This window comes from Lelliottia nimipressuralis, assembly GCF_004115925.1.
Taxonomy (GTDB): Bacteria; Pseudomonadota; Gammaproteobacteria; order Enterobacterales; family Enterobacteriaceae; genus Enterobacter; species Enterobacter nimipressuralis.
This window is the reverse complement of sequence record NZ_SDDX01000026.1, coordinates 80,141-101,178: the sequence shown is the minus strand read 5'-3', so window position 1 is coordinate 101,178 and position 21,038 is coordinate 80,141. Positions and strand designations below refer to the sequence as shown.

The 21,038-nt window shown below is 55.0% G+C and carries 23 protein-coding genes; 2 read left to right on the top strand and 21 right to left on the bottom strand.

Going from position 1 to position 21,038, the window contains the following annotated elements; genetic code table 11:
- Positions 1–103 precede the first annotated feature (103 nt).
- The 11 genes from parM to ETG88_RS19350 form a co-directional block, all read right to left on the bottom strand.
- Positions 104–1,153, bottom strand: coding sequence for a plasmid segregation protein ParM domain-containing protein (gene parM / locus ETG88_RS19400; protein ID WP_129036137.1), 1,050 nt, complete (start codon positions 1,151–1,153; stop codon positions 104–106).
- A 37-nt stretch (positions 1,154–1,190) separates the two neighbouring features.
- Entirely contained in the window at positions 1,191–1,949 is a 759-nt protein-coding gene (locus ETG88_RS19395) for a C40 family peptidase (protein ID WP_129036136.1), read from the bottom strand.
- A gap of 11 nt (positions 1,950–1,960) precedes the next feature.
- A complete protein-coding gene (gene lafU / locus ETG88_RS19390) occupies positions 1,961–2,881 on the bottom strand; it encodes a putative lateral flagellar export/assembly protein LafU (RefSeq protein WP_102105717.1) in 921 nt (306 codons plus the stop codon).
- Entirely contained in the window at positions 2,881–3,744 is an 864-nt protein-coding gene (gene motA / locus ETG88_RS19385; protein WP_100777999.1) for a flagellar motor stator protein MotA, read from the bottom strand. Before motA ends, lafU begins: the two co-directional genes overlap by 1 nt.
- A gap of 7 nt (positions 3,745–3,751) precedes the next feature.
- Positions 3,752–4,444: a FliA/WhiG family RNA polymerase sigma factor gene (locus tag ETG88_RS19380; protein WP_164971819.1), complete on the bottom strand. Its 693-nt coding sequence runs from the start codon at positions 4,442–4,444 to the stop codon at positions 3,752–3,754.
- 22 nt (positions 4,445–4,466) lie between these two features.
- Positions 4,467–4,934: a flagellar basal body-associated FliL family protein gene (locus ETG88_RS19375; RefSeq protein ID WP_100778001.1), complete on the bottom strand. Its 468-nt coding sequence runs from the start codon at positions 4,932–4,934 to the stop codon at positions 4,467–4,469.
- 3 nt (positions 4,935–4,937) lie between these two features.
- The gene (locus tag ETG88_RS19370; RefSeq protein WP_187469905.1) at positions 4,938–5,981 is read right to left on the bottom strand and encodes a flagellar hook-length control protein FliK; all 1,044 of its coding nucleotides are present in this window, start codon (positions 5,979–5,981) and stop codon (positions 4,938–4,940) included.
- On the bottom strand, positions 5,981–6,286 hold the full coding sequence (locus ETG88_RS19365) for a hypothetical protein (protein ID WP_129036135.1): 306 nt from the start codon (positions 6,284–6,286) through the stop codon (positions 5,981–5,983). Before ETG88_RS19365 ends, ETG88_RS19370 begins: the two co-directional genes overlap by 1 nt.
- Positions 6,279–6,674 carry a flagellar export chaperone FliS gene (fliS, locus tag ETG88_RS19360; RefSeq protein WP_100778003.1) on the bottom strand — a complete coding sequence of 132 codons (396 nt, stop codon included), beginning with the start codon at positions 6,672–6,674 and terminating at the stop codon, positions 6,279–6,281. The genes ETG88_RS19365 and fliS overlap by 8 nt, the downstream gene beginning before the upstream one ends.
- 16 nt (positions 6,675–6,690) lie before the next feature.
- A complete protein-coding gene (gene fliD, locus ETG88_RS19355) occupies positions 6,691–8,010 on the bottom strand; it encodes a flagellar filament capping protein FliD (RefSeq protein WP_233211686.1) in 1,320 nt (439 codons plus the stop codon).
- A 184-nt stretch (positions 8,011–8,194) separates the two neighbouring features.
- Positions 8,195–9,043, bottom strand: coding sequence for a flagellin N-terminal helical domain-containing protein (locus ETG88_RS19350; protein ID WP_100778005.1), 849 nt, complete (start codon positions 9,041–9,043; stop codon positions 8,195–8,197).
- Positions 9,044–9,707: 664 nt separating this feature from the next.
- Between ETG88_RS19350 and ETG88_RS19345 the strand changes: the two genes are divergently transcribed.
- Both ETG88_RS19345 and ETG88_RS19340 read left to right on the top strand, forming a co-directional pair.
- Positions 9,708–10,685, top strand: a complete 978-nt coding sequence (locus ETG88_RS19345; RefSeq protein ID WP_233446133.1) for a winged helix-turn-helix domain-containing protein — start codon at positions 9,708–9,710, stop codon at positions 10,683–10,685.
- A complete protein-coding gene (locus ETG88_RS19340) occupies positions 10,663–11,127 on the top strand; it encodes a hypothetical protein (RefSeq protein WP_102105714.1) in 465 nt (154 codons plus the stop codon). The genes ETG88_RS19345 and ETG88_RS19340 overlap by 23 nt, the downstream gene beginning before the upstream one ends.
- A 24-nt stretch (positions 11,128–11,151) precedes the next feature.
- On the opposite strand, the gene ETG88_RS19335 is transcribed toward ETG88_RS19340, so the two are convergent.
- The 10 genes from ETG88_RS19335 to flgG form a co-directional block, all read right to left on the bottom strand.
- Positions 11,152–11,820, bottom strand: a complete 669-nt coding sequence (locus tag ETG88_RS19335; RefSeq protein WP_129036134.1) for a DUF2931 family protein — start codon at positions 11,818–11,820, stop codon at positions 11,152–11,154.
- Positions 11,821–11,861: 41 nt separating this feature from the next.
- A complete protein-coding gene (locus tag ETG88_RS19330) occupies positions 11,862–12,533 on the bottom strand; it encodes a DUF2931 family protein (RefSeq protein ID WP_129036133.1) in 672 nt (223 codons plus the stop codon).
- A complete protein-coding gene (locus ETG88_RS19325) occupies positions 12,530–14,521 on the bottom strand; it encodes an Hcp family type VI secretion system effector (RefSeq protein WP_129036132.1) in 1,992 nt (663 codons plus the stop codon). Before ETG88_RS19325 ends, ETG88_RS19330 begins: the two co-directional genes overlap by 4 nt.
- Before the next feature lie 232 nt (positions 14,522–14,753).
- Positions 14,754–15,749, bottom strand: coding sequence for a hypothetical protein (locus ETG88_RS19320; protein ID WP_129036131.1), 996 nt, complete (start codon positions 15,747–15,749; stop codon positions 14,754–14,756).
- A complete protein-coding gene (gene flgL, locus ETG88_RS19315; protein ID WP_100778013.1) occupies positions 15,749–16,663 on the bottom strand; it encodes a flagellar hook-associated protein FlgL in 915 nt (304 codons plus the stop codon). The genes ETG88_RS19320 and flgL overlap by 1 nt, the downstream gene beginning before the upstream one ends.
- Before the next feature lie 21 nt (positions 16,664–16,684).
- On the bottom strand, positions 16,685–18,055 hold the full coding sequence (gene flgK / locus ETG88_RS19310) for a flagellar hook-associated protein FlgK (protein ID WP_100778014.1): 1,371 nt from the start codon (positions 18,053–18,055) through the stop codon (positions 16,685–16,687).
- 3 nt (positions 18,056–18,058) lie between these two features.
- Entirely contained in the window at positions 18,059–18,451 is a 393-nt protein-coding gene (locus ETG88_RS19305; RefSeq protein WP_129036130.1) for a rod-binding protein, read from the bottom strand.
- 9 nt (positions 18,452–18,460) lie between these two features.
- Positions 18,461–19,552: a flagellar basal body P-ring protein FlgI gene (locus ETG88_RS19300; protein ID WP_164971817.1), complete on the bottom strand. Its 1,092-nt coding sequence runs from the start codon at positions 19,550–19,552 to the stop codon at positions 18,461–18,463.
- An 11-nt stretch (positions 19,553–19,563) separates the two neighbouring features.
- Entirely contained in the window at positions 19,564–20,229 is a 666-nt protein-coding gene (gene flgH, locus ETG88_RS19295; protein ID WP_100778017.1) for a flagellar basal body L-ring protein FlgH, read from the bottom strand.
- Between the two features lie 19 nt (positions 20,230–20,248).
- On the bottom strand, positions 20,249–21,034 hold the full coding sequence (flgG, locus tag ETG88_RS19290; protein ID WP_100778018.1) for a flagellar basal-body rod protein FlgG: 786 nt from the start codon (positions 21,032–21,034) through the stop codon (positions 20,249–20,251).
- Between the last annotated feature and the right edge of the window lie 4 nt (positions 21,035–21,038).

Genomic DNA, 21,038 nt, shown 5'->3' with positions numbered 1-21,038 from the left:
CATGGACTGATGCCACTTTTGCAGCTGCTGCATCGCGCGCAGATCCGCGCGCGACTGGTCTGGCGTCAGGTGCAGGGACAGATTGACGCGGCGAATCTGTCCCTTACGCATCGTCACCCACCTCGGCCATTAACGGCTCCTCGACCGTCTGCACACCGGCGTCAGAGTGGTACAGGCAGATTTCGCGCGACAGCGCGCTCTGCGGATTTTCAATGCTCACCACGCGATCGCCGAGGGTCGCGTAGACGTCGCGAATCGCCCCTTCGATCAGGTGCGCACCGCCGCCGACCAGGTAAACGCGGTTCGGGTTTTTGGCGAATTTTTTCGCTTCGTAAGCGACCTGATCGCCCAGCTCCTGAATTTTAATCTCAATCTTTTCGAGAATGTCGTCGATGCGCGATTCGTCGTTAATCACGCTTTTTACAAAGTTAAGATCGTGGCGGCGCTTGATCAGCTCATTCGCCACCAGATAGCTGGAGTCGCTGTCGGCAGCGGCCAGCAGTTTGCGCGTCGCGTCCGTCACCATCGCCACGCCGATTTCGTTGTTGCCGTAGATGGCCGACACATCGTCGAATTCGCCAATCACCACGCCCATATCCAGGGTGGTGCCGCCGCAGTCTATCACCAGCGATTTGGTAAATTCATTAACGTTCGAGTTGAGCAGGTGAGACAGCGCTGCAGGCAGGCTCTCCGGCATCACCTGCACATCCACGATGCGGAACAGCTCGCCCTTGTTCAGGGAGATATCGCGCATCAGATTCTGGCGCTTCGCTTCGATGCGCTCTTCGTTACGCTGACAGTCGTCCGGCTTGTAGAACTGGGTGATCGGTAAGGTCACAATCACCTCTACGTCGCACGGCGTTACCCCGGTCTGAAGCAGGGCGTGATGCACCGCCAGCAGGTTTAGATCGTCATATTGATAATCGATATGGGTGGTGGAGAGCGCCTTATCGGACGTGGCGTCGTAGGTGTATTTGGTGGTGCCGATGGTGTAATTGTGCACCGCCTGGCCGCGCAGCAGCGCCGCGCTCTTCCAGTCTTTGCGGAAGGAGTTCGGCGAGACCACGGTCTTCAGGGTGCCGTTTTCAATCCAGCTGATTTTGACGTTAGTGGAACCGTCGTCGATGGCGAATTTTTTGCAAGTCTGGGTCATGGAAAATGTCTCAATCGTTCTGAAAAAGGGGGCCGCGTCAGAGCACAGCCTCGTCAGTTAAAATGCGGCGGGCACCGAGATAGTGGTCCTGCCAGAAGTTATCGGAAAGCTGGCTGATGCGAATATTCAGGCCGGTGCGCGGGGCTTCGATAAATTTGCCGTCCCCGAGGTAGACGCCGACGTGATCCGCGCCGGGGCGCTGGTTGATGTTGAAGAACACCAGATCGCCGCGTCGCAATTTGTCCTGTTTTATCTGGCGCAGCGTGCGGTCCTGATACATACCGTTGGCGGTGCGTGGCAGATTGCGGCTCAGCACCGGCGTGAACGCGTAGAACACCAGGCCGCTGCAATCAAAGCCCTGCTCCGGCGTCTGGCCGCCCCAGACGTAGGGTTTGCCAATCTGCTCTTGCAGCAAATGAATCACTTTTTTCAGCGACGCCTGCAGGCGCGGGCTCATCTTCTCGCCGGGGAGCGGCTCCCAGATCATGTCCGTAGAGAGCTTTCCGGGCTGCCAGCGTTTATGCATCGCCAGCTGTTCGCGATTTTGTACTCGCTCAAGGCGTTTCGCCTCGCTCAGCTTGCGCTTTTGCTCCGGCGTCACCGGCACCACGGCGATGCGGGTGCGGGCTTTTTTCAGCAGCGCCGCGCGATTGCGCATCCGCGTTTTGGCGGCGGCCTCTTCTTCGGAGACCGTCTCACGACGCGGCGCGGCGTCGGCATGAAAAGTCCCGGCCACCATCAGCGCGGCAGCCAGCGCCATACAGCGCAGGATCGGGAAAGGGATAAAGGTCAACATCACTCAATCGTCTATTGTTTCTGCGAGAGTTTATCAATGATCGGCTTGATCACTTTCTCGCCGTGCTGACCAAAGAACTGGTACAGCGACTCGCTCGCCGAGTGTGTCAGCACCATGATTTCAATGCGGCGGTTCGAGGAGCTGAGCGGATTTTCCGGGTCGAGCAGCATCTGATCGGCCATTCCACTCACCTGCAAAATTTTCCCTGGCGCTAACCCGGCTCTGGTCAGGACTTTACGCGCCTGCATGGCTCGCTCGCCGGACAGGTTCCAGTTGTTGTAGAGATCCTGATCGCGGAAACGGGTAGCGTCCGTGTGGCCGGTGATAATGATTTTGTTGTCGATCTTGTTGAGCGCCGGGGAGAACTCCGTCAGCAGACGAGTAAAGAACGGCGTCAGGATCGCGCTGCTGCGCTGGAACATCTCGCGCTTCTGATCGTCGGTGATCAGGATCCGTAGCCCCTGCGGGACGATCTCCATTTTCAGGTTCGACTGGGCATCGTAGGCCGAGGTGATCTTCATGATGATCCGCGCCAGATCTTCGATCTCCCTTTGGGAACGCTTATTCACATCCTCCAGACTTTCGCCTTTCAGCCCAGCCTGAATAGTCATCGGTTTTTCTGCGGATGATTTTTTCGCTTCGCGATCGCGTTTTTCCGTGACCGCAATTTTACCGCCGCTGCCGTGCGGCTGGGTGATTGGCGTCAGGGAGTTGCCCTCAAAAATCGACTCGCCGTTGAGCTGAGAGACGATCTCTTTGCGCTCCTCTTCCGTCACCGAGCCCATGATCCACAGAACCATAAACAGCGCCATCATCGCGAGAGTAAAGTCGGCGAAGGCCACCTTCCACGCCCCGCCATGAAAGGTGTCGTGGCTTTTGCGCGAGGAGCGTTTGATGATGGTGGTATGTTCTTTTCCGCGTGTGCCGCGCATCAGGATTCACCCGTCATCTGGTTCACCCAGCCGTCGAGCGTGGCGAAGGTCGGTTTCGAATCGAGCGGCAGCATTTTACGTCCGGCATCCACCGCCAGCAGCGTGGGTTTGCCCGCCACGTGATTCACCAGCACGGTACGCACGCACTCGATCACCGCGAGCTGCTTTTTGGTGTTCTGCTCCATGGCGTTCGCCACCGGGTCCATCAGGCAATAGCAGAAGAAAACGCCGAGGAAGGTCCCGACCAGCGCCGCCGCCACTTTCACGCCGATCACCGCAATGGAGCCGTCGATGGATTGCATGGTGATAATGATCCCCAGTACCGCTGCACAGATACCGAAGCCCGGCATCGCTTCTGCGGTACGTTGCAGCGAGCGGGACGGCTGCAGCAGGTTCTCTTCCATCGCCACCAGCTCCTGCTCCAGAATCCCTTCCAGCTCGTGCTCGTTAATCTTACCCATCGCCATCAGGCGGAAGTTGTCAGAGATAAAGGTGATCAGCGCTTTGTTCTGCAGGATCAGCGGATATTTCTGGAACAGCGGGCTACTTTCCGGCACTTCGATGTGCGCATCCAGCACCTTTAGGCCGCCGTCCTGCACCAGCTCCAGCAGTTCAAACAGCAGCATCAACAGCTGGCGTTGATACTCATCCGTGTACTCGTTTTTGCGCATAATGCCGCGAAACTGACGATACATTTCCGCCAGAACCGGACGCGGATTCGCGAGCACCATCGCCCCCAGACCGGCCCCTAAAATGATGATGATTTCACCGGGCTGCCAGAATGAGGCGAGACGGCCGCCGGACATCAGAAACCCGCCGACAACGCAGGCAAAAATAATAAAAATACCGAGAAACTTTTGCATATACCTTTCACTTCTGGAAAAAACACTGGATCTTTTGAGCGATCTTTTTATTAAGCTGGCAGACGCGCGCCTCGGTCAGATCGAGAACCAGCGCGATTTCTTTCAGACTCATTTCCTGCTGGTAATAGAGCGTCAGAATCAGTTGTTCACGCTCATCAAGGCTCGCCAGCGCAGCCTTTAACGTGCCGCTGGTGACCATTTCGTCCTCCAGCGAGCGGGTGTTGAGGGTGCCGTGCAGCGCATCCTCACCTAATAATTCATCGAGACTTTCCAGCGTCCTGGCGCAATCCAGCAGTAAATACTCGTGGTATTCGTCAGCGGTGATGGAGAGGTGCTCGCTGAGATCCTCAAACGTCGGCGTGCGCCCCAGCTTGCGCGTGATGTCGCGGATCGCATCGTTGATCTTGTGGCTCTTCTGTCGAAGCCGACGCGGACGCCAGTCCAGCTCGCGCAGCTCATCCAGCACCGCGCCACGCACGCGCGCAGCCGCGTAAGCGCCAAACTGCTCATCAGGGTGGCCGTAGCGACGCAGGGAGGTCAGCAGACCCATCAGGGCGATCTGCTCCATGTCCTCTTTGTCCATTACGCTACTGGTTTGCCAGGAGAGCTGCTTCACCACCCGGTGCACAAGCGGTAAGTACGCGTTGATGTACTTCGCTTCATCAGCCGGGGTCAGCGCGTCATCCGCAATAAAATCCATCATGTCAGTCGACTACCGTTTCTTACTGGAAAACCATTTTGCTGATGATGACGTCTTTAAACGGCATACGCGTATTGAGGCTCTCAAAGCGGGCCGTGTAGGCATTCATCAGCTTATCGCGCAGGGCTTCCACGCTCATTTCACGCACCGCGTCGTAGTCCATCGCTGAGAGGGCATTGACCGTCGCGCCGCGAATGGCCGGAGACATCTCCTCCGCGCGGCTGGTGTCGGCGGCGGAATCAGTGGTCAGGGCCAGCTCCAGCAGCAGATAGCGCTCGGAATCGCCGGGGCTTTTTAAGGTGACGACCACGTTTTTGATTTCGACAAACTCCACCACGCTCTCTTTCGACGAGCTGAAGAAATCAGAAATGATGGAACGTTTATGCTCGTCCTGGCTGAGCAAATGCGTGCCCATGACGGTCAGTACGGCGGCAAAAGTGGCTGCTATCAGGGCAATCACCAGCCCTAAAGAAAAAGTCTTCAAAGTCATAAGTTAAACCGTAAGTAATACTGAATCGTCTGTACCGTCAGTGGAGTGTGCGTCCTCTGCGGCTATCTCTGCCCCTGCTTCAGGCCTGTCTGCCTGGGATAGCAGTTGCTGTCCGCGTCCTTGCTGCCGTCCGGACTGGGTAGATACCTGCACGTTCACCTGGACAACATTTTGCTCTGTCAGGCTCTGGCGCAGTTCATTGCTGATCTGCTGGAGCGCGCGCACCGTCTCGCTGTTGCTGGCGCTGATGTGCACCTGCATCCGACCATTTTCGATCTGCAGCGAGATATCCACTTTGCCCATCTCTGGCGGATCGAGACGGATGGTGGCGTGCTGCACCTGGTTTTTGACCTGGATCTGCAGCCGATCGTTAAGCGCGCTGTGCAACTGCTGCGCCCATTTGGTTTCGTCTGCGTCCAGTTTGACCGGCGGCAAATGCACGGTTTGCTTCTCCATCGCCGTCGAGAATGTCTGCCCGCTGGCGACCGGTTGCCCTGCGGCAGGCAGCACGTCAGCCAGAGTTTTCACCACCTCGGCGGCGAGCGGTTTGGTATGCTCGACTGCCTGCGCCACAGGTAATGGTGCGGGCACAGGCGTCGGTTGTGACGCGTGGGCCTGCGGCATAATCCCCGCCGACAGCGTCTGCATTTTTAGCGCTTCGCCACTTTGCGGTGCGGCCGGGGCGGCATTCAGCGTTTTGACCGGCATCTGGCTTGCCATCAGCAAGGTGTCCAGCAGCGCCTGCGGTGGTGTTAGCGTATCCGGCGCCGGTTGTGCGCTGTCGGCGGTATCCGTCGTCGCGTCGTCGTCTTCGTCATCCGTCTTAAGCCCCGCCAGCACCATGGTGGTGTCGCGCGTTTTCTCACCGCCCAGCAGGTTATTGATGATATTGAGCAGCGCGTCGTTGAACGCCGCAGGCGCGGGCTCGCCGACAGGCGTACCCGGCAGCGTCGCCGACGCTGTGTCCGTCGCGGGCAGCGCCGGGGCAATGGCTCCCGGCTCCGGGGTGGCAGGCGTTAACGTCAGTGGCGTGAGCAGCAGATTCATCAGCCTCTCTCTCCCACATCGGCAAACTGCGCGTAGGCGCTTGCGCCTTCACGGTTGCGACGCGCGCGGGCCATCTGCTGCTCCAGCTCATCGCTTTGCTGCTGGCTGTACTGGCTCACCTGCTGATGCACCGTGCGCAGTGCCGTCAGCGCCTCACGTTTTTCCGCTGTCAGCGTCTGCCCGTGCAGGGAGATCAATAGCCCGGCGATCTGCGCGTCGACCTCCTGCATTTTCGGCCAGTCGTGCTGACTGGCCGCCTGCTCCAGGGAACGCGCCAGAAAACGCATAACCTGTAGATCATCCATTCTGCTGCCCCATTTTTTCCCAGCCGTCCTGCAGGTTGCGGAGGATCACTTCCACCTCTTCAACGTGCTCAACGGAGAGCTTATGGCTGGCGTCATACAGACGATAAACGCAGTAGTCATAGAGGTTCGCCAGGCTCAGCGCCAGCTCGCCCCCTTTGTCGAAATCCAGCGAGCTGGTCAGGGCATTCAGAATGTCGATGCATTTGTTAATGCTCTGGACCTTACGGTCATAGCGACGCGCCGCGATGTGGCTTTTTGCCCGCACCAGTTCATCCATCAGGCCGTTAAACAGCATCAAAACCAGTTGATGCGGATTCGCTGCCGCCGCCTGAATTGCTAAGTCGGACTGCTGGTAATGGCCGAAGCCCTGCTGTTCGTTCCCGTACATAAAAGCTCTGTTTTCCTTACTCTAAACCAAACATACTCTTGGTGTTTTCCATCTGGGCCATGGCCTGCTGCAACTGAGTAAATTGCTTCAGATAGCGGTTATACGAGGAGTCATAACGCGAATTCATGGCTTCGGTTTTGGTGTCAATATCGCTCTGCTGGCGGTCGAGCACTTCCTGGCGACCTTTCAGCAGGCCGGTGGTCGAATTGAGGTAACGGTCGAGGGATTTATCCACCGCCGCGATCAGCCCGTCTTTGCCGTTGAACAGGCCCGTCAGCGCCTGCGGATCGGCGGTCAGCGCGGCGTCGAGCTTTTTGCTGTCGATCTCCAGCTTGCCGTCTTTATCCGCTGTGATGCCGAAATCGGACATCCGCTTGCCGCCAAACTGGGTGCGCAGCACGTCGTTCAGCTCGCGATCGAGGGAGGCCATGGTGGCATCGCCCGCAAACGCGCCGCGCTCTTCACCGTCGCCGCTGCCGCTTTTGGTCAGTTTTTGCAGCGTGTCCTGCAGGGTGTTGTATGAGGTAATGAAGGTCTGCAGCTGCTCTTTGGTGCCCGCCGTATCTGTGCCGATGGTGATGGTCAGCGGCTTGTCGGCTTCGGTCTTAGACGTCAGTTCGATGGTCACGCCGTCGATGAGCTTATCCAGCGTGTTGCTGCTGTTGGAAAATTCCATTTCGCCCATACGGAATTTGGCGTCTTGCGCTTTCGAGATCTCTTTGGCGTTCGCCGAGTTAAAACCTGCCGTCCCGCCGACGGTTACCTTATTGGCTGCGCCGCTTTCGTCACTGCTCAGCATCAGCGTCACTTTGCCGTCGGTGCGGATCAGCGAAGCGGTGACGCCGGGGTTATTTTCATCGCCATTAATGGCTTTGGTGAGATCGCTCAGGCTGTTGATACTGTCCATATCAACGTTGATGGTTTTCGCATCCGCCCCTTCGCCGAGGGTGATCTCCATCATGCCGGTGGCATCTTTGATGGCATCATCCGTCAGATCGCCGAAACCGATCTGATGGGCGGACGCCAGCTGATCGACTTCGATGTTGTATGTGCCCTTCTGCGCCGAGGAGTTGGCCGTGACGGTCGCAATCCCTTCGCGGTTGACGGTGGCGCTGTTTTGCAACATCCCGTCATTGGTGCTGTTCAGCCCTTTAATGGCGCTGCGAAAATCGGTTAATGCGGTGCGAAGCGCGTCCAGCGCTTTTTTCTGCGACGTCATCGTGGCTGTTTTGGTCTTCAGCTGATTCTGGATCGACATAATGTCGTAGGACGCCAGCGACTGCGCCAGCGTCGTCGGATCTATGCTGCTGAAATCTGCCATAGTAGTTGTCTCCATTCGCACCTGTTGCTAAACCATGCTCAGTTAATGCAACCATCGTGCCAGTTTTTAAATTTAGTTAATTCAGTTAGTTACGATTTACCGGGAAGGCAACTTTCCCCGAATGGGAAAAGACAGGAAGGGGAAAGGCCGCAAACAAAAACACCGCCTTACAGCGGTGTTTTCATCGAACGGATTGGGATTAGCCCAGCAGGGACATCACCATTCCGGACATGCTGTTGGACTGCTTCAGCATGGACATGCTGGTTTGGGCCAGCATCTGGTTACGGGTCATGCTGGAGGCTTCAGACGCGAAGTCAGCATCACGGATGTTACCCAGCGCCAGGTCGGTGTTGTCTTTCATGTTCGCCAGGTTAGCCGCGGTGTGGCCCAGACGGTTGATGTTTGCACCCAGTTTAGAACGCAGGGTACCCACTTCAGAGATAGCGCCTTCTACGCTTGTGATCATCGCCTGAGCGCCAGAAACAGTGGTCAGCGCGCCAGAAGCAGTCAGTGCGCCCATACCGCCGGAACCGGTCACGGTGGTCAGTTCTGTGCTCACGTTTACAGTCAGTTTCTCGCCTTCAGATGCACCGATCTGGAAGTTCATTGCAGAAGCGAATTTACCGCTCGCACCGAACAGGTTTTCGCCTGCGTATTTGGTGTTGTCCATAATGTTGGTCAGTTCAGCGTTCAGTTCGTCCATTTCAGACTGCAGCGCAGCGCGATCTTCAGTACCGTTCGTGTCGTTCGCTGCCTGTGTTGCGAGGTCTTTCATGCGGTACATGATGTTGCTCACTTCATCAAAAGCACCTTCTGCGGTCTGCAGCAGCGCAGTCGCGTCAGAGATGTTGCGCTGTGCAACAGCCATACCATTGCTCTGACCCTGCAGGCGGGTTGCGATTTGCAGGCCAGCTGCATCGTCCGCTGCGGAGTTGATACGTTTACCGGTACCCAGACGTTCCATTGCAGTAGACAGCATGCTGTTGGATTTATTCAGTGCGTTAGTAGAAGCCATGGAAGACGCGTTAGTGAAAATAGAAAGTGCCATGTTAGTAATCTCCTTGTGAACCTGTCTGTCAGGCTCTTCTCTCTGGTACTCAAGTAAAACGACACACTGAAAGGGAGAATTAAATCGGCGATGAAAAAAAATTAAAAATTACGTCTATAAGAAAAAGCCTGGTCTGAGTAATAACCGCATAAATTGCGAAAGATAAATTAAAAACCAATGCGACACACTCTCTCCTTAACTTAAACACAACTTAAAAATATTTAATGTATTCATTTATCCAAATGTAACAATATTTTATCGGCGGGAAAAAATAAAACACCAAATTCACATAAAAGAACAATCTATTAATATAAAAAACATCCACAGATCACTATTAACGTTTAACGATTCTCATTAATGGTTGTTTAGAGAATTAACTTAATAATTTGTTGCACATCACAGTTTTATCGCGTAAAAATGTGTCAAGGAAGAGAAACTTCCTAATCTCATACTGGAAAAGGCGGAAAATGACCGGCAAGCACATGCCGTTCCGCAGAGCGAAATCCCTGTTTACGTCGTAAAACCGCTCGTTTTTGCATAATCTCCGCAGGCACGCGGCAATTCTCAAATGAATTTTAAACGGAATTAATGATTAATTTACATTAAGCATTGCGCGACTTTTTCGCTCGGTGCGGAGATGAATAATTGATTCAGGAGTGGCTTATTGTCACCTGTCGCCATGAGAAAAAAATATTCCACCGTTAATAATTGGTTAGTTGATCTACCCTCCGGCTCTCTCATAAGCATGGTCACGGGCGAAAGAAAACGCCTGGGGGAATATCAATTAAAACTATTAGATGTACTTCTTGAAAATGCAGGAAAAATTCTCACTCGCGAAGAATTGACGACGCTGGTCTGGGAACGTCGGGTTATTGGTAATAATAGTCTGCCCAATGCCATCCATGCTTTACGCTCTGCTTTAGAAGACGACGGCAAACAACAAAAAATTATCAAAACAATCCCCAAAAAGGGGTATTTGCTTGAGCAGGCGTGGTGCCGTTTCGTTGAGAAAGAGAGCGAAGAGATTGATCTGCCGGACACGGAGATCGATGGCTTTGTGTTGCCCACCCTCAGCCCAACCGTTGAGCACAACGCTGCTGACGAGCCGGACATCGTTTCTGAACCCGTTAAGGTAATGGAAACGCCCTCCATTGAGATCGCGGTTCCCGCTGAACGCCCCGTTATCGTATCGGCCAAATCCCGGTTTCAGCATCCGTTCATCACCCTGGCAGCCCTGCTGGTCACCGTCATGATTGGCGCGATCTTTGGCTGGCACTATGCCGGTAATCAGGGACCAAAAATCGTCGCGGCAGAGCAGGAAGTCGCGGTTTACAGCAACATTCATATTTACGAGCTGTCCGAGTCCAACCGCCTGGAGATGAGCAAAGAAGATTTTTACAGCAAAATCAAAGACACGCTGTATACCATTAACCAGCAGATCAAAACCCAGTCCATGACTATGACGGTCTATTACCAGAGTATCGATCAAACGCTGAACTACACCTTTGCGCTGAATAGCCGCTGCGACAAAAAACAGCTGGTGATGGCCATCTATCACTGGCGCATCGACCCGACCCAACTGAACAACCTGATACTGCGTGAGACGAGGAGAAAAATCAGTGAGATGGAAACCTGCGCTTAACTGGAAACTGGCCCTGTCCTGCTTTCTGCTTGTGGCGCTCGCTTTTGCGGGGCTGCGAGTCATGCAAACCGCAAACGTACCGCAGTCTAACGTCGAGGGGTTTTTGCAGCTGGGGTTTTACGATTTGATGTCGATGCGAAAAGAGATTTACGATTCGCACATGCAGACGGTGAATGGTTCGATTTTAACGACCATCACCAGCCCGAACGATAATCGCTTCGTGCTGAAAGGAAAATTCACCGGCATCAACGAACAGAACGGCAGACAGTTTTTCGCCTACACCCCCATCTACTACAGCACCGCGCAAAAAGGGCTGATGATTGATGGTCTGGTGGATATGCTGCTGCACATTGATATCTGGATGCAGCCGCTGTTTGTCGGCAATCAGCAACTGGTGGTGGGGCAAAGTGGGGCAATATTTTTGTATCCGTTGAAGAAGTAAGCAGGGTGGCCGCCGCCACCCGCTTCACCATTCGCCGTACGGATAGGTTTTGCCTTTGATAAAGTCTTTTGTGCTCTGGTCGTATCCATCAGGAATTTCATAAGACATTTCAAGGTTGCTTATCCCCTTACAGCCTTCGAGTTTTCCACCTGAGAGCGTGGATATTTTTACAGGTTCTACAGGGAGGTTGTCACCACCGCCACTATTTTGAAGCCAGACTCGGACCTTTCCCCCAGGCGCCAGGCCAAACAACATCGTGCTGTACCATGCCTTTTCTCCGAACATATCTACCCCTGTCGACAAACTCATTCGCGTCCGCACAGAACTCGGAAAAGTGATTCTCGTTTCGTAGGTTTGTTTATCAATAATGGAATCCCAGCAAAACAGCATATTTACAGGGGGATGTCGTGCTTTGTTAAACGTTGCAAAACGCATGTACTGCTTATCCCACGTAGAAACGCTTGACTCATCCTCATCTGTACTATCCAGATTCCTGAATGAATAGAGGATGTTCTTTTCGTCGATAATGCCAACATAATTGACGAAAGCGGGGAGTTCCTTAGGCGTGAAAAAAACAAACCCCCACATCCCATATGGCATTGAACCAGTATCTTCTGGCAATGCGGGTTCTCCAGTATGACAGCCTGATAAAATAAGAAGCATTATGAGTAAAGACCGTTTTCCGTAATTCATTTCTAATTCCTTCCATGCTTAATCTGTTACTTGCCTGAATCTCACCATTCGCCGTACGGATAGGTTTTGCCTTTGATGAAGTCTTTTGTGCTCTGGTCGTATCCATCAGGAATTTCATAAGACATTTCAAGGTTGCTTATCCCCTTACATCCCTCCAGTTTATCCCCATACACAGTGGTTATTCTTTTCGGCTCCACAGGTATGCTCCCATTACCTCCTGAAGAATTTTGAAGCCAGACCCTCACCTTGCCTCCAGGAGCAAGCCCAAAGAGCAGAGTGTTATTCCACGCCTTTTCACCATAATGATCTAACCCGGTTGAAACACTCATTTGGTCTCCAAGGGACTCTGGGAAGGTTATCCGCGTTTCATACGTTTTTTTATCGATAATTGAGTCCCAGCAGAAAAGCATAGTGACTGGTGGATGGCGGGCTTTATTGAACTGCGCATGCCGTCTTACTTTATTATTCCATGTATCTACGGTTGCCCAGCTATCATCTACACTGTCGAGAGATCTGAAAGAGTAGACGACCTTTTTGTCATCAATAATACCTACGTAGTTTACAAATGCCGGAAGATCTTTCGGCGTAAAGAAGGCGAATTCCCAAAGTCCATACGGCATTTCCCCGGTATCTTCGGGAGAAGTAGGGATATTGGAATGGCAGCCTGTTGTCGTAAGCATCATTGTGAAGAAGAATATTTTTCCATATCTCATTTTTTATTTCCGTCCATGTTGTAAATTGTCCTCTGCCAGTTTTCATCTGGCCGGTTTACGAAACTAAGGATCTCCGAAACGGAGGTGCCACCGTAGGGCTTTCTGGTACTATCAAAAACAATGCTGTTCCAGTTTGCCGAGCAATGGATATAGTCCTTAGCAAGAAGGTCAATTTCCGAAGGGGCAAGTTGAGTCGGTGTTAAACCTGAACGGATTGCAGCTGCCGATTCCACCACCTTTGAGCAGAGCGATGTAAGATCGGCAGAGATGGTGAGCGCTTTGTCTTCCTTTTTTATCGGCTTAAACACCACACCCGCATCCTGCGCGGCATCGATCATTACCCGCAGCACCACCTTCGACCAGTCGTTTTTCACGATCCGTTTTTTCATTGTCAGAGCAGCAAATGCGCGCTTCTGCATCCCGTCTCTTGGATGGGAAGGCATTCTCGTGTCCTCCCAGGCGTCAGCTGTAATGTCATTAGTGCGAATGAGCGGTGCCGCGACCGCAGAGGATTCGAGTATCGATAGCTGTTCCATGGCATGTCTGTAAGTTCGCGTATCCGCCAGCGGGGTATCCAGCGGCACGGTTACTGCTTCCGGTCGGGTCAGGTAGATGTTTTCCCGTGTCGCAGGCAGGTAGCCGCCGCCAATATCGGAGTGCGCGCCGGGCAGAGCCAGCTCCGGCCACGCGGGTTGCACGCTGTTCAGGGCGAAGTTAAAGCGGCACTCGTGCTGCGCCGTGATATGGAAGACTTTCTCCGCCACGCCAGGGCGCAACACGATATTCACGTCACCGGTATTTGCTGTGTGTGGATTGAGACCATTTTGCGGTGTCCCAATAGCGGCGACGGTATCGAAAATACCGATAAATCGCGTTTTCCCGGCCGGTGCGCCAGCGTATTCGACATCATTCATCCCGTAGCGAATCGCATTGATAATGTCCCGATCTTCCGTCTGAATGCGATTGGCAAAGTGGCGTGCCGCCGCTGCGCCGCGACTAAATCCGAAGATATCGAACTGGAAGGAGGTGACCTTAATCACACACCCATGCATTTTTTGCTGCAACTTGCGCAGAGCATCCTTTATCGCCTCTGCAATCTGCTTCACCGCAAGGTCCGTCTTCGCGATCACCCCCGTATCGGCCACGCCTAAACTCAGGCCAATCATGCTGTCCGGTCTGCCGGCTTCGGTGCCAATCCCCTCTACATAAATGGCCGCCTGCGCCTGTCCTGATTCAATCGGGAGATCCGTTTTGTACAACGTATTTAACCAGTGAATATTGGTATACCCGCCGGTATAGCTGGTGGCCCCTGTTCCGGAGACGCCCATCTGCTCCTGCGCCATGCGGGCAAGAATGCTTTCTGCATCCGGGTCAGAAATGTCAAAGTGCGCGGCGGTGCAGGCGGCGAGCATGTTTTGCGTGTTCACGGCGTTATTACCGGTTCCATCAAAAAACACACCGAGCGTCAGGGTAATATTGCGCTTTTCAGGTTGTTTTATTTCATCGGGTGGAAACAGTTGGTTATAGGCGTCAGGCAGGAGCAGATTGCTGAACTCTGTATTCGCAATAAGATGTTTACTGCGAATATATTCATAACTGACAGTGATACTTTCCGTATCCAGACTGTCTTTCTTATGCGAGCTGGATATCCCCTGAATCGACGCCCCGCGCAGTTCGATATGATAATATTTTTCCTGACGGCCGAAGCGGTTAGTACGGTAATAATCAAAACTGAGCCGCAGTTTTTCATTCTCATTAATGGCGGTGGTCAGGAGTGGCGAGCTTTTGTCGGTGGGTTTGGTGAAGCGCAGGCCCTGATGATGCACGCCGCCCGCGGTGCTGATGCTGCTGGAGGAGAGCTGATAAACCAGAATTTCGTTTTCATGGCGATACTGAAAGCGATTACCAATAGATTTTTCTGTTCCACAGCCTGCGGATATTTCCCCCTGGCGCTCACCCGTCAGCGTTAAATAGATAACGTTGCTCACTCAATGATGTCCTTATCATTTTCCAAAAAAATATATTGCAATCATTAATTATGCTGGACAGCAGTGTAGTCTTTTTTATTTTTACAATATCGCAGCTGAGATCATGAAAATGGAAGGTAAAACGAAAATGAAGGAATGCTATGTGGCAGGAATAAATAAAATAAAGAGAGAGTATAAAACCTGAGTCGTGGGTCATCTCCTCCCCGCAAGGAGAGGAGATGACCGCGCAGGGCTAGCCTAACAAATTCTTCACCGTCACCTGATGAACGTTCCCTTGCGCCGCCAGCGCTTGCGTTAGCAGGCCAAACTGCTTACCGCTCCCCGCCAGGGCATCTCCAAGCGCGCGCGCCGTTTCGAGCGCCTCGCCTGGGGTGTAAACCGTCGACATATCCTGAATCCGCGTCGAAACGCGATCCTGGTGAAAATGCAATTTACTGCGCTCGCGGGTGATTTGGTCCAGCGTCTGCTGCAGCTTTTTACTGTCGCCGCGCTCCCAGCGGAGGGCCAGCTGGCTGATTTCGTCTTCGCGGCTGGTTTCTGCCTGCGGAGCCAGCAGGGTAAAAGCATCCGCCGGGAAGTGTTGCCCTTCGCCGCGCACACTGAGATGCTGGCTGACGCGCGACCAGCGCGCTTCATCGACCTGGAAAGCGACTTTCCCTTCAGGGGCGAGCGTCGCGTTGATTCCCAGGCGACCCAGTCCCACATTGAGATGGGCCAGGATCTGACGCGGAGACGCCTGCTCGGGCAGCGCCACGGCGGTGAGTTCACGCTGGCCGCCGCCGAGCTGAAATACCAGCGTCTCACCCTGCGGCTGCTCCAGCAGTTTTTCCACACCCGGCAGGGTGAACGTGACCTGGCTTTTTTGCTGGAGCGTGATGTTGAAGTTCCGATCGATCGTACCGCCCGACAGCTTTCCGCGCTGATTCAGCAGCGTGTTCAGCCCCGACGGCGCAGAGCCGTTCTGATGGCGCAGCACCAGCAGCTGGGTTTCGGTTTCGGACAGATAATTATCCGCCTGCTGAACCGCCGTCAGCTGCTGATTAAGCTGTACGTTATAGCGCAGCGGACGGCGCGACAGCAGCGCCGCTTCAGGAAAGGGCGGCGTCACACGATTCGGGGTGGCGACGCGTTCTGTTCGGGCAATCTGGGCCGGTGCCCCCGGCAGCGTCCGGACGGCGGACGCGGTACTGGAGGCGGTGGTGGTTTTTAATCCTACCTGCATAACCATTACAACATGCTGAAGAGCGAAAGCTGACTGATCATGCTGTACGCTTTGTTAGTGACCTGCACGGAGTTGGTGTACAGCTGAAGGTTGATACTGGTGGTCGCCCAGTCGGTGTCCGACAGGTCGCGCACCACCTGATCGTTGGCGGTGCTGACGTCCGTGTGGGCATCGCCAAGCATCGTCAGGCGATTCTGACGCCCACCCAGATCGGTAAACATCGCCGCCACTTTGTCGCGCGTGTCGGAGGAGAGCGTCAGCATCTCCTGCATCTCATCCTGATAATCGCTGACCGGAATGTCTGGGTCCTGCATCTTCTCGCTCAGGGCTTTCAGCTTGTTCAGCATCTCCAGATCGCTGCCGTTACCAAACGCCTGCACGACGTTGGTGTTTTCCGTCACGCTCACCCCGTTTGCCACCGTGGTTTCTCGCGAGCCGTCGTTGCCCTGATAAACGTATTTCCCCTGCGCCTCGTCCCAGACCACCGGTTTGGCGTCGGTTTTGGTGCCTGAGAAGAGATAGCTGCCGCTCTCATTCTGGGCGTTAATCGACGCCACCAGCGAGTCCAGCATCGACGACAGTTCGGTGCCGAAACCGTTCATATCTTCGCTGCTGTGGGTGCCGTTGGCCGCCGCCAGCAGTTTATCGTTGAGGGACAACAGCTGATTGCTCATCGCGCTGACGTGCGCTTCCTGGCTCGCAAGCGATCCGCTGAGGCGCGAGATGTTGCTCTGATACTGCTTAATGGCCGACTGCTCGCGGTTCAGCTGCACCAGACGCGTGGCGGCAACCGGATCGTCCGACGGGACGTTGATTCGTTTCTGGGTCGCCATCTGTTCCATCAGCTTGCTCATGCGCGTGCCGTTAACGCCAAGCTGCGCCAGCATGGCGTCGGAATTATAAAGACTACTGATTCGCATAAATTCGTTCCTTAACGCCGGTTAAAACATGCCTAACAGGTCAGTAAAAATCTGGTTGCCGGTGGCGATCACTTTGACGTTGGACTGATACGCCTGCATGTAAACCTGCAGGTTTATCGCCTCTTCGTCCTGGTTGACGGCGCTGAGGTTGTTGCGCTGCAGCTGTGCCTGGTCAAACACCGCCTGCGCCGCTTCCAGCTCGCTTTGCGACTGTTTACTGGCAATACCGATGTTGGAGATGATCGCCGCCGCCCCTTCGTTCAGGCTCATGTTGCCCATCCCGCCGATATCGACCTTTTTATTTTTCAGATCGATCAGTGCTTCAAGGTTGTCGCCATTCCCCTGCTCGTCAGGCTTGCCGGAGAGCGCCAGTTCGTCGGGTTTCAAATCGTTGACCTGCAAAATACCCGCCGGATTGGTGAGATCGAAACTGAACAGCGGTTTGCCCGGATTACCGTTTTTGTCAAAACCCTGCGCCAGCTGATCGTTAAACAGCGTGGCGACGGTTTCGGCCATCCCCTGGACCGAGGCCTGCATGTTCGCCAGTTCGCCTGTTTCGTAGTCATACAGCGCGCCAAGCTGGCCGCCCGTCGACGGGTTTAACGAGAAATCGCTGCCGGAAAACTTCAGCGTTAAGACAGAGTTACCGTTGGCATCGGTGCTGGCGCTGAGCTGTCCGGCCACTTTGCCGCTCACCAGCGGCTGGCCGTTTTTCATCGATACGGAGTAGCTGCCGTTGCTGTCTTCCACCACTTTCACGTCGCTGTAGGTGCTGAGCTGTTTCACCAGCTCGTCACGCTGATCGCGCAGCACGTTGCTATTGCCGCCCGTCGAGTCCATCTCCATGATTTTTTTGTTGTAGTCAGCGATCCCGGTGGTCAGGGTGTTCATCTGCTCGACAATGGTGTTGCGCTGATTACCGACCGAGGTTTTCTGGCTGTTGATGAAGTCGTTCATGTTGTTGAAACGGGTCGCCAGGGACTGCGCCTGGTTCAGCAACTGCTGGCGGTTGGCTTCACTTTCTGGCCCGGCAGTTAAGGCGCCGAGGGCCGAGAAGAAATCGTCCAGCCCGGTGCCGAGACTGGTGGAATCGGTGCCAATCACCTTCTCCAGCGAGCTGAGATACTGGTTGTTAATGCCGTAGTAGTTAGCTTTGCTGTTGCTCTGCCACACCTGGCCCGTCAGGTATTGATCGGAAATCCGGCGGATGCTGTCTACCTGCACACCCGCCCCGGCGGACATACCGCCCGGCCCCATCGTCGTCACGGAGCTTTGGATAATGCCCTGACGGCTGTAGCCCGGCGTCAGCACGTTGGAGATGTTCATCGAGGTCACGCTCATCCCAAACTGTGCTGCCTGCAAGCCGCTAAAGGCAATATTAATCATGTTCATGGATTACTCCTGCCCGCGACGTATTACCGGGACGACGGGGGGCGTTAATGTCTTCGGATGTTCCTGTAAAGCGACCATTCCCTGCGAATTCTTAAGCGGCGCGCTCTCCTGCGGGCCGAGCTGGGTGATGATCATCTGGGCGATGCCCGTGCTGCGCTGGGAAGCCAGCTGTGACGCCAGCTTGTCATCGTAAAAATCGCGCATCATGCGCTGCTGCTTGCTGTCGAACGGATTGTTGTCCACCAGCGCTTCGGAGGCTTTTCGCATTTGCTGGAGCATCGAACGCAGGAAAATACCTTCGAACTGCTCCGCTGCCTGTTCCAGATTCTGCGGTTTTACCTGGCCGGTAAAATCGCCGGGCAGCACGCTGGTCTGGGGTTTGATCGCCTGTAGCATTGTCTCTCCTTAAATCACAACCAGTTCGGCATCCAGCGCGCCTGCTTCATGCAGGGCCTGCAGGATCGCCATGGTGTCGTCCGGCGACGCGCCGAGGCTGTTAATGGTATTCACGATGCTGCGCAGGCTGGTGCCTGATGCAATGGTCACCATCTGGCCGCTGCCGCGATTCACATCGACGTCGCTTTGCGGTGTGACCACCGTCTGACCCTGGCTGAATGCGCCCGGCTGGCTAACGTTCGACGATTCACGAATGGTGACGGTCAGGTTGCCGTGCGACACCGCCGCCGCGCGAACCACCACGCCATCGCCAATCACCACGGTGCCGGTGCGGGCGTTAAACACCACGCGCGGCGGCTGTTTACCGGCATTGATCTGCACATCTTCCAGCATCGACATAAACGCCACGCGCTCGCCCGCCGGCAGCGGAGCGTTGACCACCACGTTAGTGGCGCTCTGCGCCGTCGCCGTGCCGGAGCCAAAGGCGCTGTTCAGCGCCACCGCCACGCTGTTGGCAGTTTTAAAACTTGGGCGCTTAAGGTTGAGAATCACCTGGTTGTTCTGCTGAAAATCGGACGGCACTTCGCGCTCGACGGACCCTCCGTTCGGCACGCGGCCCACGGTCGGGGTGTTGATGGTGACGCTCGACCCGCTGTTGCCTTCGGCTTTCACACCGCCGACCACCACGTTCCCCTGCGCCAGGGCGTAGACTTCACCGTCGGCTCCGCGCAGCTGCGTCAGCAGCAAGGTGCCGCCGCGCAGGCTTTTGGCGTCACCGATGGACGAGACGGTAATGTCGATACTCTGCCCGCGCGCGTAGCCCGGCGGCAGCGTAGCGCTGATCGCCACGGCAGCAACGTTTTTCACTTTTGGATCGATTTTGGTCGGCAGTTGGACGCCAAACTGGCGCAGCATGTTGGTCACCGACTGGCTGGTGAACTTCACCTGATTTTTATCGCCCGTGCCGTCGAGGCCGACCACCAGGCTGTACCCCACCAGCTGGTTACCGCGCACGCCCTGAATATCGACCACATTTCCCAGTCGTTCTGCGGTTGCCGCCGTCGTCCACAGCAGCATCAGAAATAGCATCGCTTTACGCATGGCAGACTCCATTAAATCGGGAACAGCGGATGGTTAAAGAAGCGCGTCAGCCAGCCTGCGGAGTTGGAGTCGCTGAGCGCTCCGCGTCCGGCGTAGGAGATACGCGCGTTGGCGATCCGCTGGGAGGAGACTGAGTTGTCGCGTTCCACGTCTTCCGCGCGTACCAGCCCGGTCACACGCATATATTCATCGCCCTGATTAAGGGTCAGCCATTTTTCACCGCGCACGGCGAGCACGCCGTTGGGCAGCACTTTGTAGACCGCCACGGTGATGGCTCCGCGCAGGCTGTTTTGCTGCTGGGAAGTGGCGTTGCCGTTGAAGTTGCGGCTGCCGTCGATGGAGCCGGAAAGCTTATCCACGGAGTGACCAAAGGCTTCCGGCACGCCAATCGAGACGTCATTTTTCTTGCCGAAGTTGGTCCGTGCCTGTTTGCTGGCCTGGGTGGATTCGTCCAGTTTGACGGTCAGGATGTCGCCCACGCGGTAAGCGCGGCGATCCTGCGTCAGGGACCAGTTGTAGTTGCCGTTATACAGCCCGCCGCCCTGCACTTTGGTGGTCGGCATGGAGAAATCTTCTGGCGGCGCGTAGGCCGCGTCATCTTTTTGCACTAACAGCGCCGGGCTTTCACACCCGGCCAGCAGCAGTGCAATACATCCAATAACTAACTGCTTTTTCATTTCTTTTTCACTTCACGCGTTACATCGACTGCGTGACAAATTTGAGCATGTCATCCGCCGCCGAGACCATTTTGGCGTTCATCTCATAGGCGCGCTGAACGGTGATCATATCGACCATCTCCTCCACGACCTGCACATTGGAGCCTTCCAGCGAGCCTTGTTCGAGCTGCCCGAAAGCCTCTTCGCCCGCCACGCCTTCTACCGCTTCGCCACTGGCAGCTGTTTCGCGATACAGGTTGCCGCCGAGGGCTTCCAGTCCGGCCGGATTGACGAAGTTCACCAGCGTGATCTGCCCAAGCTCGACCGGATCAGCTTCGCCCGCGACCGTGGCCGTGACGGTGCCGTCTTTGCCGATTTGCAGGTCTTTAACGTTATCCGGCAGTTCAATCTGCGGCACCAGCGGCAGCCCCTGAGCGTTAGTCAGCAGGCCGTCCGGGTTTTTCTGGAAGTTACCGGAGCGGGTATAGGCGATATCGCCGTCGCTGGTTTCAACCTGGAAAAAGCCCTGTCCGGTGATGGCGACGTCCAGCGACTGTCCGGTGTTCTGGATATTGCCGGTGGTGAACTCTTTTTGGGTGCCGACAATTTTGACGCCGGTACCAAACTGAATGCCCGTCGGCGAGATGTTGTTCTGGTCTAGCTGACCGCCCGGCGTGCGCTGATTCTGATAGAACAGATCGGCGAACATCACGCGATCGCGCTTAAACCCGGTGGTGTTAACGTTCGCCAGGTTGTTGGAGATGGCGCTCATCTTCGCGTCTTGCGCGGCAAGACCGGTTTTACTGATCCATAAAGCGGGATTCATCGTT

Bases quoted from the DNA above. Each gene is read 5' to 3' on its own strand.
- parM (WP_129036137.1), bottom strand. From the start codon at position 1,153: ATGACCCAGACTTGCAAAAAATTCGCCATCGACGACGGTTCCACTAAC.
- ETG88_RS19395 (WP_129036136.1), bottom strand. From the start codon at position 1,949: ATGTTGACCTTTATCCCTTTCCCGATCCTGCGCTGTATGGCGCTGGCT.
- lafU (WP_102105717.1), bottom strand. From the start codon at position 2,881: ATGCGCGGCACACGCGGAAAAGAACATACCACCATCATCAAACGCTCC.
- motA (WP_100777999.1), bottom strand. From the start codon at position 3,744: ATGCAAAAGTTTCTCGGTATTTTTATTATTTTTGCCTGCGTTGTCGGC.
- ETG88_RS19380 (WP_164971819.1), bottom strand. From the start codon at position 4,444: ATGGATTTTATTGCGGATGACGCGCTGACCCCGGCTGATGAAGCGAAG.
- ETG88_RS19375 (WP_100778001.1), bottom strand. From the start codon at position 4,934: ATGACTTTGAAGACTTTTTCTTTAGGGCTGGTGATTGCCCTGATAGCA.
- ETG88_RS19370 (WP_187469905.1), bottom strand. From the start codon at position 5,981: ATGAATCTGCTGCTCACGCCACTGACGTTAACGCCTGCCACCCCGGAG.
- ETG88_RS19365 (WP_129036135.1), bottom strand. From the start codon at position 6,286: ATGGATGATCTACAGGTTATGCGTTTTCTGGCGCGTTCCCTGGAGCAG.
- fliS (WP_100778003.1), bottom strand. From the start codon at position 6,674: ATGTACGGGAACGAACAGCAGGGCTTCGGCCATTACCAGCAGTCCGAC.
- fliD (WP_233211686.1), bottom strand. From the start codon at position 8,010: ATGGAGACAACTACTATGGCAGATTTCAGCAGCATAGATCCGACGACG.
- ETG88_RS19350 (WP_100778005.1), bottom strand. From the start codon at position 9,043: ATGGCACTTTCTATTTTCACTAACGCGTCTTCCATGGCTTCTACTAAC.
- ETG88_RS19335 (WP_129036134.1), bottom strand. From the start codon at position 11,820: ATGAATTACGGAAAACGGTCTTTACTCATAATGCTTCTTATTTTATCA.
- ETG88_RS19330 (WP_129036133.1), bottom strand. From the start codon at position 12,533: ATGAGATATGGAAAAATATTCTTCTTCACAATGATGCTTACGACAACA.
- ETG88_RS19320 (WP_129036131.1), bottom strand. From the start codon at position 15,749: ATGGTTATGCAGGTAGGATTAAAAACCACCACCGCCTCCAGTACCGCG.
- flgL (WP_100778013.1), bottom strand. From the start codon at position 16,663: ATGCGAATCAGTAGTCTTTATAATTCCGACGCCATGCTGGCGCAGCTT.
- flgK (WP_100778014.1), bottom strand. From the start codon at position 18,055: ATGAACATGATTAATATTGCCTTTAGCGGCTTGCAGGCAGCACAGTTT.
- ETG88_RS19305 (WP_129036130.1), bottom strand. From the start codon at position 18,451: ATGCTACAGGCGATCAAACCCCAGACCAGCGTGCTGCCCGGCGATTTT.
- ETG88_RS19300 (WP_164971817.1), bottom strand. From the start codon at position 19,552: ATGCGTAAAGCGATGCTATTTCTGATGCTGCTGTGGACGACGGCGGCA.
- flgH (WP_100778017.1), bottom strand. From the start codon at position 20,229: ATGAAAAAGCAGTTAGTTATTGGATGTATTGCACTGCTGCTGGCCGGG.
- flgG (WP_100778018.1), bottom strand. From the start codon at position 21,034: ATGAATCCCGCTTTATGGATCAGTAAAACCGGTCTTGCCGCGCAAGAC.